At 67.5% G+C, this 14,135-nt stretch carries 13 protein-coding genes; 6 read left to right on the top strand and 7 right to left on the bottom strand.

Annotated features, from left to right (window positions below; genetic code table 11):
• On the top strand, positions 1 to 1,807 hold a 1,807-nt coding region (locus tag E1263_RS38520), incomplete at its 5' end, for an NHL domain-containing thioredoxin family protein (RefSeq protein ID WP_238161952.1).
• Between the two features lie 2 nt (positions 1,808 to 1,809).
• Here E1263_RS38520 and E1263_RS38515 read toward each other — a convergent pair.
• The 6 genes from E1263_RS38515 to E1263_RS38490 form a co-directional block, all read right to left on the bottom strand.
• Positions 1,810 to 2,058, bottom strand: a complete 249-nt coding sequence (locus tag E1263_RS38515; RefSeq protein ID WP_132176719.1) for a DUF6458 family protein — start codon at positions 2,056 to 2,058, stop codon at positions 1,810 to 1,812.
• A gap of 181 nt (positions 2,059 to 2,239) precedes the next feature.
• On the bottom strand, positions 2,240 to 3,004 hold the full coding sequence (locus E1263_RS38510) for a DUF4097 family beta strand repeat-containing protein (RefSeq protein WP_132176717.1): 765 nt from the start codon (positions 3,002 to 3,004) through the stop codon (positions 2,240 to 2,242).
• Between the two features lie 110 nt (positions 3,005 to 3,114).
• Positions 3,115 to 4,392, bottom strand: a complete 1,278-nt coding sequence (locus tag E1263_RS38505; RefSeq protein WP_238161949.1) for a hypothetical protein — start codon at positions 4,390 to 4,392, stop codon at positions 3,115 to 3,117.
• A complete protein-coding gene (locus tag E1263_RS38500) occupies positions 4,389 to 5,039 on the bottom strand; it encodes a hypothetical protein (protein ID WP_132176715.1) in 651 nt (216 codons plus the stop codon). Before E1263_RS38500 ends, E1263_RS38505 begins: the two co-directional genes overlap by 4 nt.
• A complete protein-coding gene (locus tag E1263_RS38495) occupies positions 5,036 to 6,271 on the bottom strand; it encodes a hypothetical protein (protein ID WP_132176713.1) in 1,236 nt (411 codons plus the stop codon). The genes E1263_RS38500 and E1263_RS38495 overlap by 4 nt, the downstream gene beginning before the upstream one ends.
• A 266-nt stretch (positions 6,272 to 6,537) precedes the next feature.
• Positions 6,538 to 8,397, bottom strand: a complete 1,860-nt coding sequence (locus tag E1263_RS38490) for an acyl-CoA dehydrogenase (protein WP_132176711.1) — start codon at positions 8,395 to 8,397, stop codon at positions 6,538 to 6,540.
• A gap of 83 nt (positions 8,398 to 8,480) precedes the next feature.
• Here E1263_RS38490 and E1263_RS38485 point away from each other — a divergent pair, with 83 nt between their 5' ends.
• Positions 8,481 to 9,002, top strand: a complete 522-nt coding sequence (locus tag E1263_RS38485; protein ID WP_132176709.1) for a histidine phosphatase family protein — start codon at positions 8,481 to 8,483, stop codon at positions 9,000 to 9,002.
• Here the strand turns inward: E1263_RS38485 and E1263_RS38480 are convergent.
• A complete protein-coding gene (locus tag E1263_RS38480; RefSeq protein WP_202869261.1) occupies positions 8,999 to 9,901 on the bottom strand; it encodes an endo-beta-N-acetylglucosaminidase H in 903 nt (300 codons plus the stop codon). The two genes, E1263_RS38485 and E1263_RS38480, sit on opposite strands and share 4 nt — an antisense overlap.
• Before the next feature lie 192 nt (positions 9,902 to 10,093).
• On the opposite strand from E1263_RS38480, the gene E1263_RS38475 reads away from it, so the two are divergent.
• From E1263_RS38475 to E1263_RS38460, 4 genes are all read left to right on the top strand, one after another.
• Positions 10,094 to 11,266: an anhydro-N-acetylmuramic acid kinase gene (locus E1263_RS38475; RefSeq protein ID WP_132176707.1), complete on the top strand. Its 1,173-nt coding sequence runs from the start codon at positions 10,094 to 10,096 to the stop codon at positions 11,264 to 11,266.
• Between the two features lie 5 nt (positions 11,267 to 11,271).
• Positions 11,272 to 11,790, top strand: coding sequence for an AAA family ATPase (locus E1263_RS38470; protein WP_238161948.1), 519 nt, complete (start codon positions 11,272 to 11,274; stop codon positions 11,788 to 11,790).
• A gap of 275 nt (positions 11,791 to 12,065) precedes the next feature.
• A complete protein-coding gene (locus E1263_RS38465) occupies positions 12,066 to 13,316 on the top strand; it encodes an IS30 family transposase (RefSeq protein WP_165956896.1) in 1,251 nt (416 codons plus the stop codon).
• Positions 13,317 to 13,824: 508 nt separating this feature from the next.
• Entirely contained in the window at positions 13,825 to 14,046 is a 222-nt protein-coding gene (locus tag E1263_RS38460; RefSeq protein ID WP_132176705.1) for a hypothetical protein, read from the top strand.
• Positions 14,047 to 14,135 lie beyond the last annotated feature (89 nt).

Genomic DNA, 14,135 nt, shown 5'->3' with positions numbered 1-14,135 from the left:
GGGTGGTGTTGGGGTGGGGGCGGAGAATGGGCGCATGCATGTGCGCGCGCCGGAGCTTAAGGGTCGTGGGTGGCTGAACACCGGGGGACGGGAGTTGGCGTTGGCCGACTTCAGGGGACGCTTCCTCCTTATCGATTTTTGGACTTTTTGCTGCATCAACTGTCTGCATGTACTGGACGAGTTGCGGCCGTTGGAGGAGAAGTACGGCGACGCGTTGGTGATCGTTGGCGTGCATTCGCCGAAGTTTGCGCATGAGGGGGAGGAGGCGGCGGTGAAGGCCGCCGTCGCTCGGTACGAGGTGGCGCATCCGGTGCTGGATGACCCGGAGCTGGTGACTTGGCAGAACTACACGGCGCGGGCTTGGCCGACGCTGGTGCTGGTGGATCCGAACGGGTACATCGTGGCGCAGTATTCGGGGGAGGGGCATGCGCATGCGCTGGATGCGTTGCTCACCGACCTGGTGGCTGAGCATGAGGCGAAGGGGACGTTGACGCGCGGGCAGTCGCCGTATGTCGCGCCGGAGCCGGCGTCGTCGGAGCTGCGGTTCCCGGCCAAGGTGATTGCCCTAAGCAACGGGAATCTGCTGGTGGCTGACGCCGGCAACCACAGCATCGCGGAGCTGCAGCCAGACGCAGAGACCCTCGTACGGCGAATTGGCACCGGCCAGCGTGGATTCGCGGACGGAGCCAGCCCGGCGTTCTCGGAGCCGAACGGGTTGACCCAGCTACCGCCCGAGGTCGCGCAGCAGGTCGGATACGACATCGTGGTCGCGGACACCGTCAACCACGCCCTGCGTGGGATCGACCTCGCGACCGGCAATGTCAGCACGCTGGTCGGGACCGGGAAGCAGTGGATGGACGGCGACAGCACCGGCGTACTGAGTTCGCCGTGGGATGTTGCGTGGTGGCAGGACAAGGTGTGGATCGCGATGGCCGGGGTTCACCAGTTGTGGACGTACGACCCGATCACGAAGGTCACCGAGGTCGCGGCCGGTACGACGAATGAGGGCCTGAAGGACGGCGATCCCCGCGAGGCGTGGTTCGCGCAGACCAGCGGATTGGCGGCTGACGGCAACCGCCTCTGGCTGGCTGATTCGGAGATCTCGGCGCTGCGCTGGATCGACACCGAGGTGCACACCGCCGTCGGGACCGGGCTGTTCGACTTCGGCCTGCGCGACGGGAAGGCAAGTGAGGCGCTACTGCAGCACCCGCTCGGCGTGACAGTCCTGCCCGACGGTTCGGTCGCAATCGCCGACACCTACAACGGCGCCGTACGGCGATATGACCCGCAGACCGAGACTGTCGACACGATGGCGACCGACCTGGCTGAGCCCAGCGGGGCTGTTGTCGTAGGCAACGAACTGCTTGTGGTGGAGTCGGCCGCGCATCGGTTGACCCGGATCCCGCTGGGCGCATCGGCCAAGGCGAATGAGTTCAGCACAAGGACGCAGCGACCGCCGATGGAGATCGCGGCCGGTGAGGTGACGCTCGAGGTGGTCTTCACTCCGCCGCCGGGGCAGAAGCTCGACAACCGCTACGGCCCGTCGACCCGCCTGCTGGTCTCGTCGACACCCGACACGTTGCTGCGAGAGGGCGCCGGAGACTCGACCGACCTGACAAGGCGGCTCGTGATCGACGAGCACGTGGGCGACGGCGTACTGCATGTCGCGGTTCAGGCTGCGTCGTGTGACGACTCGGACGCTGTCGAGTTCCCCGCCTGCCACATGCATCGGCAGGACTGGGGTGTGCCGGTCCGCGTCACTGCTGACGGACCGGCACGGCTGGAGCTCGTTCTCTCCGGCGGGTAAAACTATTCCTTGATGTCGCGGTGGTGCTGCTCGACGACCCGGTACTCCTCTTCGATCGCCGGGTCGATCGCGTCCGTCTCCACCCGGCGCCGCCGGTTGGTGATGTAGAACGAGAGCACAATCCCCGCGGCCCCGGCCAGGAGCAGGATGTAGCCGACGACCTGGAGGTTCACCGCATCCCAGGTGTCGCGGACCGCGAACGCAAAGATCGCGCCGACCACCATCAGAAAGATGCCTACACCGATGCTCATGCACGTCCTCGCTTCGCTCCGGGCGCACATGAGACACGAGGTGCGCTGTGCATTCTGATGCCCTCGCTTCGCTCGGTCATGTGAGCCTCCTCGTGAAGTGCGCCTACCGAAGACGCTACCCCGTGCCTGCGGCCTAATCCATCACTTGTCGTTCACGCCACCAGTACCCGGTGAGCAAACGTCAGTTGTGCTTCAGCTCGATGTCACCGGACACCGTGCTGGCGGTCAGGCTGTGCGCTCCGGCCGAGTCGTTGCCCAGGGCGTTCTCCACCTCGCCCGACCGCGTGTCGGTGCTGACCCGGTAGCCGGTCGGCGCCGTGATCTCGACGTCGCCGCTTGTGCCCTTGACCCGTACGTCGTTCGCCTCGGTCAGGTCCAGTCCGATGTCACCGGATGAGGTCTCGATGTCGATCGCGCCACCGCGGAGTCCGTCGGCCTCGATGTCACCGGAGTTGGCCTTGATCTGCAGCCGGCCGACCAGGTTGTTGATGTCGACATCGCCCGAAGTGAGATCGAGCTGCACGTCACCGCTTACGTCGTTGAGCTGGACCTGACCCGACCGCGAGTCGGCGTCGACCCCGGCGACTCCGGTCAGTGAGAGGTCACCGCTGCCGTTCTCGCCGACGACCTTCGTCCCGCGCGGCACCGTCACCTCGTAGTCCGCACTGCAGCTCCAGCCGCAGTCGCCGTCCAGCTTCAGGGTGCTGCCGTCCACCGAGTAGGCAGCACCGCGCTGAAAGAACCAGTAGTGCCGCTTCTCCTTGACGGTCGTGGTGTTGTCGTCGGAGACCTTGATACTGATGTCGGCGTTGTCCGCCGCCAGCCGAACCGTGTCGACCTTCGCGTCGACCCGGTGTTCATCGTCTTTGTCTTTCCCCGCGAACTGCCACAGTCCGACCCCGGCCGCGATCACCAGCACCGCGACCCCCAGCTGCCTGCTCTCCATCGTCCGCCTCCCAGCGTGTCAGCCTCGACCGTAGGTCGCGGACACTGTTCGCCGAATCAGGCAGACCCCCGAGCCCTACCCCCTGAAACCCCTGAGCAGGACCCCCGAGGTCACGAGCGGTGGGCGCCCCGGGACACCTGTCCGGCGAGGTCGTCGCCGATCGACCCGAAGAATGTCCGCGCCCAAAGGTCGTCGCCGTGCCAGTACGGGCCGTTGGCCCCGGGCAACGACGAGGGCGCCTGGCCGTTCTTGAGTGCCCGGCGGCAGTCGGCGCACAACGGCAGCGTCAGCGTGGCACCATCGGACTCCACCTGGGTCGGCTTCCCGGAGGACCGGCCGTGCAGCGGGTTGAACGCACACAAATCCAGTACGACGTCGATCGCGCGATCGGCCGCGATCGCGACCGCGGCGTCGTACTCGCGCCGGGCCTTGTCCAGCAGCACCATCGCACCGACCACATCGACGAGATCCTCGGACGAGTCGAGCACCTTTTCCGCCGCCTGCCGTGCATCGAGCGCGGCCTGCTGATGCGATAGCCCACCGCCCTGCCGGCTCGGCAGTGCGGCCAGCTCCGAGCCGAGCTTGGTCAATTCGAACGAGGTCTCCCGCGTCAGGCGCCGACGCTGCTCGGCCGCGACCGTCGCGGCGACATGCGGCGGGATGCTGAACGGCTTCTCACGCCGCGGGCCACTCCCACCGCCACCCCGGCGGACCAGACCGATCACCAGCCCGAGAACCACCAGTACGACGAGGCCGAGGATGACGAACAGCGCGACCTTGCCACCCGACGAGCCATCCTCATCGCGATCCGAGTCCCGATCGCTGCCCGAATTCGGGTTCGCGGTCTTGATCGGCTTGGTCGACTTCGTGGCCGGAGGCAGCGCCGGCAACGCCAGCAGCTCGTACATCCGCGCGAGCACCTCGGCCGGCCCAGCGTCGTACCCGGTGTCGTCGAGCGCCCGCTCCCGGACTGGTTGGAGCCGGTCCTCATTGAGCTGCGGCAGCTTGTTCACCTGGTAATAAGGGAACCGGTTGCCGCCATCGATGACGACGTACAGGCCAGGCTGGCCGAGGGCGTCGATCACCAGGGTGAGCACGTTGCGTTCCTTGCCCTGGAACGCGTCACTGGGGGTCAGCGGCAGCACGATCGAGTAGACCGGGTAGCCGAGCGCTGCAGCTTTGGTGCGGACGTCGGCCAGGAGGTTCTCCGGCAAGGCAGCCTTGTACGCCGGATCGACGTACAACGGGTTCTTGCCCAAAGCCGTCGCGATTTCGCGGGCTCGCTCGGCCGGAGTCTGCGTCGTACCTGCCTGAGCGGGCACCGCGGTCAGCATCAGCAGCGTGACCAGCGCGGTCATCACCAGAGCCGTCAGCTTATGAGCCTTCACGAGCTTCCTCCACGTTTTGAGGCGACCAGCGCCGCCACTCCCAGCACCACACCGGCCAGAACTGCGCCGCCGAGAAGTCCGAGCACTCCGGCGCCGAATCCGCTGCGGACTGCGTCGCCGGTGGACTCTTCCTCCGGCGCGGAGGTCGATCTCGGTTCTGCTGACTGCGGCGTCGCCCGGGCCGGATCAGCGTCGTACCGGTCGTTCACTTTCACCGTGTCGAGGTAATCGGACAGTTGGCCGCTCATCGACTGTTTGCCGGTCGAGTACGTCGACCTGGCGCTGTACGCGTGGATCTCGTGCTCGACGCCGTAGGACGTGTTCTCGTCCATCACGACGTACAGGCCCGGCTTCGCGTTGGCATGCGCGAGCCAGCCGGCCAGCAGCGCCGTGTCGCCCTTCTCCTGAAACCAGGCGCCGGTCGGCAGGACGGCGACGTACACCGGCACTGGCGCCGAACGGATCTCCCCGAGCATCGCGTCGGTGTCTGCCAGCGACGCGTAGTCGGGGTCGACGTATAGAGGCGTGACGGCCCAGGCCGTGATCGCGGCGGTGATCCGGGGATCGGCCGGTACGGCGGCCATGGCCGCCGACGGCATCCAGAGCGCGACGATCGTTGCCATCAGCAACAGGACTGCGCGCTTCATCGGACATCGTCCAGTCGGCCGGACACACGCTCGGCCAGGTCGTCGGTCAGGGCGCCGAAGCCGGTCGCCACCATCGGGTTGTCCTTCGGGTCCAGAGTCCAGTACGGGACGGTCTCGTGACTGCGGCCGAGCAGGCCGACGCTCCGGCTGACCCGGAGTCCGTGCGGTGTCTTGCCCTTGCCGAGTCGCTCGGCGCACGGGCGGCAGGCCGGCACCTCGACGGCGTCGCCCCAGGGGACGTGGGCTGTCCCGGCCCGGTGGGTCGGGTCGAAGAAGCAGGGCGGCCGGACCGCGGATCCGTCGGCCGCTTGCCGAGCCTGGCGGGCCAGCACCAACGCGCCGGTGACCGCGAGGAGGTCGTCGGGCTGGTCGGCCCGCAGCGTGCGGGCAGCGTCCAGCCGGCGGTTCGCGTCGTCGCGCCGATCGAGCAGCGCGACCGTGAGCTCGGACCGCTTCTCCAGCTTCCGGATGGACTGGCCGGCCCGCGTGATCGCCTGATCGGCCTGCCGGCGGATCTCGATCTGGTAACCCGACGGCTGCACAGCTCCCGACTCGACGGCCTTCGAGCCCGAGCCCGGTCGGCGGCGGCGCAGAACGAGCGTCAGGGTCAGCGCGAAGCCGAGCAAGCCGCCGACGCCGAGTCCGATGAACGCGCCCTTGTCCTCCTTGGCGGTGGACGACGGGCGGCGCGGTGGCCGCGGCGGCTCGAGGTCAGTCGTCGAAGCAGCGGGCAACGCACGGCCGTCGTACGCCGTCTGGGCCTGCTGGATGATTCGGACGATCTGCGGTGCGGGCCGGTTGTCGACGATGTCGAGGCGCTGCTTGTCATCGCCCTTCACGGAGTTGAGGTCGCGACCCTTGAGGCCGCCGGGCCGGTACAGCTCCTCGACACCGGACCAGTACTCGTCCGTCACGACGCGAACGATGTACAGCCCGGGCTGGCCGGTCCGCGCCTGCAGCAGCGTCGGCAGGTCGAAGAGGCTCTCCCGCAGGTACGGCGTACGGGGGACCAGGGCGACGTACACGGCGAAACTGGACTTCGCGGCCTCGGCGCGGATCCGCGCCACCTCGGACAGCGGGACCGTCAGGCGCGGGTCGACGAAGACGCGATCGGTCTGCCAGCCGGCCGCGATCCGGTCCGGAAGCGAAGGGGTCGCCGCGTGGGCAGGGAGCACCGGCAGGGCCACGAGAACAGCAAGCAGCGCGGCGAGGCGGCGGAGGTGGGCGGACATCGCGCACAGCCTACGACTACCTGACGGGTTCACATCCGCACAGACGCAGATCTGGGAGTCACGGTTCCTTGTGCACACCACGGCCCTGGCTAGGACAGGGGAAGCCAAGCCAGGGGCGCGGTGCCACAGACAGAAACGCTGCTACACGGAACCGCTTCAGGAGAAGGGCAGATCACTCGTGCCCCGAGATGCCCCTTGATACGTCAGTCAAAACAGAACCTCCGACTCGGTCCGCGCAAGCGACCGAGCCGGAGGAGTCTTCTGAATCAGAAAGCAGACTCGGGCAGATCCATGATGTCGAGGTCGGTCAGCTCGGCCTTGATCCGCTCGGCGCGGACGCTCGGCATCGTGGAGCGGACGAACCACTGAGCGGCCGCGACCTTGCCGCTGTAGAAGTCCTTGTCGGCCGGCGACAGCTCGTCACCCAGCCGATTCAGCGCGACCTCGGCCTGGCGCAGCATCAGCCACGAGCAGACCACGTCGCCGAGGACGAACAGCAGCCGCGAGGTGTTCAGCGCGACCTTGTAGACGTTCCGCGGGTCGCCGTTCTCGGCCTGCGGGTTGCTCGCCATCAGGGCCTGGCCCATGATCCCGAGCAGCGCCTGAGTGTCCTCGAGGCCCTTCGCCAGCAGTCCGCGCTCCTCCTTGAGACGGCCGTTGCCGGCCTCGGAGGCGACGAAGCCCTGGATCTGCTCGGCCAGGTGGCCGAGCGCCTTGCCCTGGTCCTTGATGATCTTGCGGAAGAACAGGTCCTGACCCTGGATCGCGGTGGTGCCCTCGTAGAGGGTGTCGATCTTGGCGTCGCGGACGTACTGCTCGATCGGGTAGTCCTGCAGGAAGCCGGAACCGCCGAAGGTCTGCAGCGACTCGGTGCCGAGCAGGGTCCACGACTTCTCCGAGCCGTAGCCCTTGACCAGCGGCAGCAGCAGGTCGTTCACGCCCTCGGCGACCACGTCGTGCTCACCGGCGTAGCGGGCCTGCTCGGCACGGTCCTGGTACGTCGCCGTGAACAGCACCAGCGCGCGCAGCGCCTCCGAATAGGCCTTCTGGGTCAGCAGCGAACGCCGTACGTCGGGGTGGTGGGTGATGGTGACTCGCGGCGCGTCCTTGGCCGGGTTGGTCAGGTCGGCGCCCTGGACCCGCGTCTTCGCGTACTCGAGCGCGTTCAGGTAGCCGGACGACAGCGTCGCGATGGCCTTCGTGCCGACCATCATCCGCGCGTACTCGATCACCTGGAACATCTGCGCGATGCCGTTGTGCACCTCGCCGAGCAGCCAGCCCTTGGCCGGGATGCCGTCGCCGAAGGTGAGCTCGCAGGTCGTGGAGACCTTGATGCCCATCTTCTTCTCGACGTTCGTGACGAAGGCGCCGTTGCGCTCACCCGTCAGTTCACCGGTCTCGAGGTCGAAGTGATGCTTCGGTACGACGAACAGGCTGAGCCCCTTCGTCCCGGGGCCGCCGACTCCGTCGATGCCCTGCGGGCGGGCCAGCACCAGGTGCACGATGTTCTCGGTCATGTCCTGCTCGCCCGAGGTGATGAACCGCTTGACGCCCTCGATGTTCCAGCTGCCGTCTTCCTGCAGCGTCGCCTTGGCGCGCCCGGCGCCGACGTCGGAACCGGCGTCCGGCTCGGTCAGCACCATCGTGGCGCCCCAACCGCGGTTGATGATGTGCTCCGCGATCTTCTTGTCCCGGTCGATGCCGTTGCGCCACAGCACGTGCGCGAAGTTCGGTCCGGCGGCGTAGATGTGCACGGCGGGGTTGGCGCCCAGCACCATCTCGGCCGCGGCCCAGCGCAGCGACGGCGGCGTCGGCTGGCCACCCAGCTCCGGCGGCAGCTCGAGCTTGAACCACTCGGCGTCCATGTAGGCCTGGTAGCTCTTCTTGAACGACTCCGGCATCCGCACCTCGTGCGTCTCCGGGTCGAACACCGGCGGGTTGCGGTCGGCGTCCTCGAACGACTCGGCGATCTCGTTCTTCGCCAGCCGGTCGATCTCGCTCAGCACCTCACGGGCGGTGTCGACGTCCATGTCGGCGTACGGTCCCTGCCCGAGCACCTCGCCCCGGCCGAGAACCTCGAGCAGATTGAACTCGATGTCCCGCAGATTCGACTTGTAGTGACTCACAGGGGTCCCCTTAGACATATACTCGTCAGTAACTTGAGTATATACCGGCCGGTAACGATGGCAAAGCGGATTGACTGGTCAGTATGGCGACAAGACTGATCTGCGAGGCGCATGCGACCACCTTCGACAACGAGAGCGGCATCGCGACCGGCTGGCTCCCCGGCGAGCTGTCAGAGCGGGGGCGGCGGGAGGCGGTGGAGCTGGGCGCACGGCGCCAAGGGGTCGATGTGGTGTTCAGCTCGGACCTGCGGCGAGCCGTGCAGACAGTCGAGCTGGCGGACCTCGCCGTACCGCATCTGCAGGACTGGCGACTCCGCGAGTGCAACTACGGCGACCTCAACGGCGCCCCGGTGGACGCGCTCAACCCTCGGGTCGAGCGCGTCCGTACGGCGTTCCCTGGCGGCCAGAGCTACGACGACGTCATGGAGCTGACGCGGTCGTTCCTGGAGGACATCAAGCGCTGGTACGGCGGCAGCGTCGTACTGGTGGTTGCCCATTCGGCGAACCGGTGGGCGCTCGAGCATCTCCTCGGCGGGGGCGTGCCGCTGGAGAAGCTGATTGCCGCACCGTTCAACTGGCAGCCGGGCTGGGAGTACCGGCTCTAAGGGGTGTAGACGGTGTTCTTGCCGTAGAGCTTCTGGGTGAAGGCGGACATGTACGTCGCGGTGTTCGCCTCGGTGAGGTTGTAGGTGAGGAAGACGCCGTACCCGTCGGTCACTGTGCGCTGCGCGAAGCTGGCCGCTGTGGCCTGGCTGGTGGCGGTGTAGCTGACGGCAGCAGGCGAGTACTTCGACTTGGCGAAGGCTGGGTTGGCCGAGTAGCTGCCGTAGTAAGGCTGCCAGGCGTAGTCGAAGGTGTTGGCGAGGTTCACGCCGTTGTATTGCAGCTTGGTCGACGCGGGGCCGATGTCGTACAGCGTGATGAGCTTGCCGGCCGGCAGCTTCTGGCGCAGGGCCTGCACCAGGTAGACGAACGAGGAGGCGTTCGGCTGGCCGGTGCCGTTGTTGCCGTACTCGACGTACTCGTCGTCGAAGTCGATGCCGTCCAGCCCGTAGGTGGCGACGGCGTTGGCCAGCTCCTGGGCGAAGGCTTCGGCGGAGGCCTTGTCCGGGAAGTTCGCGAAGCCGGCGCCCTGGTGGTTGCCGAGGATCGAGAGCAGGACCTTGATGCCCTTGTCCTGCAGCGGCTTGATCTGGGTCGCGCGGTTGTTCAGGACGCTCGTCACCTGCGGGTTGAAGGACAGGTACGCCTTCCGCGTGGAGGTGTTGAAGTTGATGTTCGCCGCGAAGATCACCGCGATGTCGACCACCGGGCGGCCGTCGTTCGCCAGCGTGTACTTGCCGGCGCTCAGCATGCTGTGGTCGTTGACCTCGATGTACGCGACCGTGGTCGGCTTCTTCACCGCGGCGCACGCTTCCGCGGCAGTAGCGACACCGGTCGCGGCCACGGTGGTGCCGGCCGCGACGGCGGTCAGAAAGGTCCTTCGGCGCATGAGCTCACTCATTCGGTCGACTCCTCGTCACAAAGGGTGGGCGGTCCGCCACACCAGCAGTACTAAACCGGTATAGCGGACTGATCATCGATCGAGCCCAAACCCACTGTCAAGGGATCACCTCAGAGTGACTACGAGCAAGGACACCGGCATAGTCCGCAAGGTTGCGACAGAATGTGCGGAGACCGGAAGGAGGGACCTGAGATGCGAGTGATCGGATTGATGTCCGGGACGTCGTACGACGCGATCGACGCGGCGGCCGCCGACCTCCGGCTGGACGGCGATCAGCTGGTGCTGACCCCGCTCGGGATGCTCAGCCAGCCCTACCCCGCGGAGGTGTTCGGAGAGCTGGCGGGTTTGTTGCCGCCGGCAAGCACCACGATCGAGCAGGTCTGCCGCCTGGACACCGGGATCGGGCAGGCGTTCGCAGCGGTGGCGCGGCAGGCCGTCGAGCAGCTGTGCGGTGGCTACGCCGACCTGATCGTGTCGCACGGGCAGACCGTTTACCACTGGGTCGACCAGGGCCAGGTCCGCGGCACGCTGCAGCTCGGCCAACCGGCCTGGATCGCCGAGGCGACCGGTACGACGGTTGTGTCGGACTTACGAGCGCGGGATGTCGCGGCCGGTGGGCAAGGCGCGCCGCTGGTGAGCGTCGTCGACGTCCTCTGGCTGCGCGGGCGACCCGGCGTACCGGTTGCTTTGAATCTTGGTGGGATCGCGAACATCACGGTGGTCGACGGAGATCCGGTCGCTTTCGACACCGGTCCGGCGAATGCGCTCATCGATGCGGTGGTGACCGAGCTGACCGCGGGGAAGCTCGGATTCGACGCCGACGGAGTGATGGCTGGGCGCGGGCAGGTACATCACGAGCTGTTGGAGCGCCTGCTTGCCGAGCCCTATTACGCCGTCGAGGCGCCGAAGAGTACCGGCAAGGAGCTGTTCAACCTCTCCTACCTGGCGCGGCGCCTGGAAGGGCTCCCCGAGATCCCGGCCGACGACATGGTCGCCACAGTGACCGCACTGACCGCACTGACGGTCGCAGACGCCGTACGGCGCCATGGTGGGACCGAGGTCATCGCCTCCGGCGGCGGCATCCGGAACCCGGCGCTGATGCAGATGCTCGCCGCTGAGCTGGGTGACGTGCCGATTCGAAACACCGATGAGCTGGGGCTGCCGTCAGCCGCCAAGGAGGCGCTGGCGTTCGCTGTACTGGGGTTCTTGACTGTGCACGGGTTGGGCGGGACGGTCCCGAGCTGCACCGGCGCCCGGCACTCAAGTGTGCTCGGATCGCTCACCCCGGGTCTCGGCGGTGTGCCGCAGGTCTCTCGCGATGTTCGGCCTCCGGCGAGCCTTCTGATCGAGGGCGCGCCACACTAGTTCTCGTGACGAGGTTGTTCGTGGTGACAGGTGCGCCCGGGGCCGGTAAGTCGACCGTGGTGCCGGAGCTGGTGCGGTTGAATCCGGGCAATCTCGTCGTGATGGACATGGACGAGCTGCTGGACCACGAAGGCCGGTTGCTCGGAATCAGCATCGCGAGCCAGACGGCGGCCCCGGTCTGGCCGGCGTACAACGCGCTGTGGTTGCGCATCACCGAGCTGATCCGCCGGTCCGGCATCCCCGTCCTGCTGCTGACGCCCGGCCTGCCCTCCGAGCTCCCGGAAGGCCGCTGGCTGCACCTGGACTGCCCGGACATCCTGCGCCGCAAACGCCTCGCCAAACGCGGCTGGCCCGACGACCGCATCGAGGACGCCGTCGCCGACGCCGCCGAGATCCGCATGCACGTCCCCCGCTCGGTCCTCAGCAACGCGTCCCCGGAACGCTGCGCCCGCAGCATCCTCGAGTGGATCCGCGGCGAACGCTTCGGCAAACCCCTAACCCTCTGGAACCGCCTCCGCGGCTGATCCCGGCCCGCCCAGCCACGGCGACGCCGTACCGGCTCAGTCGCCGGCGCCCAACACGTCCCATGGGTGCGGCCCCCCAGTTGCTGGCGGTCCGCCCCGGCCGCGCCCGGCCACCCTTGAGCACCAATCAGCCATTTTTCGCCCGTCGAAACGCCTGAACCGTGCTCAAGGCCGCTCGCCCGGCGCACTTTGAGCACCCATCAACCATTTCCGCGGCCCGCGGATGGGGCGGATTCAGGTGGTCGTCGCAACGCCTGAGTTTTGGAGGTATTGCGATGGTCAGGTTTGGTCGTCCGGCGTTGCCGCGGGCGTTGCAGCGTGAGTTTTGGTTGGTGGTGCGTGGTGGTGCGGAGTACTCGGATGCGGCTGCGGCGGTTGGTGTGTCGGACACGGTGGCGTGGCGGTGGGTCCGCGACGGTGGTGGGATGCCGATGGTCGAGTTGTCCGAGCCGCGGGGCCGGTATCTGTTGCTGGCTGAACGCGAAGACATCATGGTGTGGTTCGAGCAGGGTGTCGGTGTTCGTGAGATCGCGCGGCGGCTCGGTCGAGCGGCCTCGACGGTCAGCCGGGAGCTGGACCGCAACAGCGCGACTCGGCCGGTGCGCCGTGACGGTGCCGGTAGCGTGAAGCCGCGATATCGTGCCTCGCTGGCCCAGGCGAACGCCGACCGCCGGGCTCGCCGCCCGAAACAGTCCAAACTGGCACAGCCGGTCAGCGGGGCTAGATCGTGTCGCCGGTTGCGCTGGCGGGTGATGGCAGGGCTGCGGTTGCGGTGGAGCCCGCAACAGATCGCGGTCCGGCTGAAGCTGGATTTCCCCGACGATCCGGAGATGTGGGTGTCACACGAGACGATCTACCAGGCGCTGTATGTGCAAAGCCGCGGTGGGCTGCGCCGCGAACTCACCCAGGCACTGCGCACCGGGCGGGCCATCCGCAAGCCCCGCCGGTGTGCCGGCGAGCGCCGCAGCCGGGGACGCACAGACATGGCGATGATCTCCGAGCGTCCCGCCGAAGCCGATGACCGCGCCGTGCCTGGCCACTGGGAAGGAGACCTCATCATGGGCCAGGGCAACCGGACCGCGATCGGCACCCTGGTCGAGCGCAGCACCCGCTACGTCATGCTGCTGCACCTGCCAGGCGGCACCGACGCCGTCACAGTTCGCGACGCCATGCTCGACGCGATCGCCACCCTGCCCGAACACCTGTGGCGCTCACTGACCTGGGACCAGGGCAAAGAAATGGCCCGGCACCGCGAGATCAGCACCGCTGCCGACCTGCCGATCTACTTCTGCGATCCCCACAGCCCCTGGCAACGCGGCACCAACGAGAACACCAACGGCCTCCTCCGCCAGTACTTCCCCAAAGGCACCGACCTGTCCGTTCACACCCGCCAGCACCTCGACGCCGTCGCGATCCAGCTCAACGGCCGGCCCCGCAAAACCCTCAACTACCAAACCCCCGCCGAAACCCTCAACCAGCTACTCTCCAACCCCTACCCAACCACCGGTGTTGCGACGACCGGCTGAATCCAAGTGGTCGGTGGGTACACAAGGTCGCACTTCGCGCCCAAAGGTGGGTCGGCTGCTCTTTGTGCCTCCACCGACCACCTTCGGCCTGGCGCGTGACTGACCCGTGCTCAAGGCCGCACTGGGGTTCGCGCGGGGGCCCGGTGGCTGGCTGGACTTGGGCTGCATTCACCGGCTGGTCACGAATACCGGCCGGGCTGGGGAGTGCTGCCCACCTGAATCGGCAGGTAGCACTCCCCAAGCTGCCGCAACGAAGCAGCAGGCCCGCCAACCGGGCCCGGCTGGGGTTGGCGCGGCGATCGGTTGACGCGCTTAACGCGGGAGTGCCTGTCGCGTGCTGAGCGGGCCGGTGGCGGACCGCCGACACTGACCAACCTTCCGGGCAGCCGGTCCGGCACGCTCAAGCGAGGGGCGGGAACTCCGGTCGCAGGCGCTTGTCAGTGGGGGCGGTACGACGGCACCCGCGGCAGCCCAGCCTCGCTGGGTGGGCGGGGCCTAAGTTGGGCGTATGGCAGACATGATCAGCATCCGCGTGGATGCGGAGATTGAGCGTGCGTTGGACGTGCTTACGCGTGACGGGCGCTCCCGGGCAGTGGTGATCCAGGAGGCTGTATTGGCGGCGGCGCTGCGGGTGGAGCGGGCTTCGGACAGGCGTCGCGAGGTGTTGCGGATGCCGCTTGGGGAGGTCGACGGTGTCGACGTCGGCGTTGAGATTTGCCGCGATCGCTGATCACCAGGCTGGGCGGAGGTTGACTCTTAGGGTGCGGCCGTGGGTTTGGTGGGTGGTGACGGTCAGGCGGGTGCCGGTGAGGGTTCGGG

It is taken from the genome of Kribbella antibiotica, from assembly GCF_004349055.1.
In the GTDB taxonomy this organism is placed as follows: domain Bacteria; phylum Actinomycetota; class Actinomycetes; order Propionibacteriales; family Kribbellaceae; genus Kribbella; species Kribbella antibiotica.
This window is presented reverse-complemented; position numbering and strand designations above follow the sequence as displayed.

What these genes read in the sequence shown, in the direction of transcription:
- E1263_RS38500 (WP_132176715.1), bottom strand. Translation starts at nt 5,039, where the DNA reads ATGAAGCGCGCAGTCCTGTTGCTGATGGCAACGATCGTCGCGCTCTGG.
- E1263_RS38515 (WP_132176719.1), bottom strand. Translation starts at nt 2,058, where the DNA reads ATGAGCATCGGTGTAGGCATCTTTCTGATGGTGGTCGGCGCGATCTTT.
- E1263_RS38475 (WP_132176707.1), top strand. Translation starts at nt 10,094, where the DNA reads ATGCGAGTGATCGGATTGATGTCCGGGACGTCGTACGACGCGATCGAC.
- E1263_RS38480 (WP_202869261.1), bottom strand. Translation starts at nt 9,901, where the DNA reads ATGAGTGAGCTCATGCGCCGAAGGACCTTTCTGACCGCCGTCGCGGCC.
- E1263_RS38485 (WP_132176709.1), top strand. Translation starts at nt 8,481, where the DNA reads ATGGCGACAAGACTGATCTGCGAGGCGCATGCGACCACCTTCGACAAC.
- E1263_RS38510 (WP_132176717.1), bottom strand. Translation starts at nt 3,004, where the DNA reads ATGGAGAGCAGGCAGCTGGGGGTCGCGGTGCTGGTGATCGCGGCCGGG.
- E1263_RS38460 (WP_132176705.1), top strand. Translation starts at nt 13,825, where the DNA reads ATGGCAGACATGATCAGCATCCGCGTGGATGCGGAGATTGAGCGTGCG.
- E1263_RS38465 (WP_165956896.1), top strand. Translation starts at nt 12,066, where the DNA reads ATGGTCAGGTTTGGTCGTCCGGCGTTGCCGCGGGCGTTGCAGCGTGAG.
- E1263_RS38495 (WP_132176713.1), bottom strand. Translation starts at nt 6,271, where the DNA reads ATGTCCGCCCACCTCCGCCGCCTCGCCGCGCTGCTTGCTGTTCTCGTG.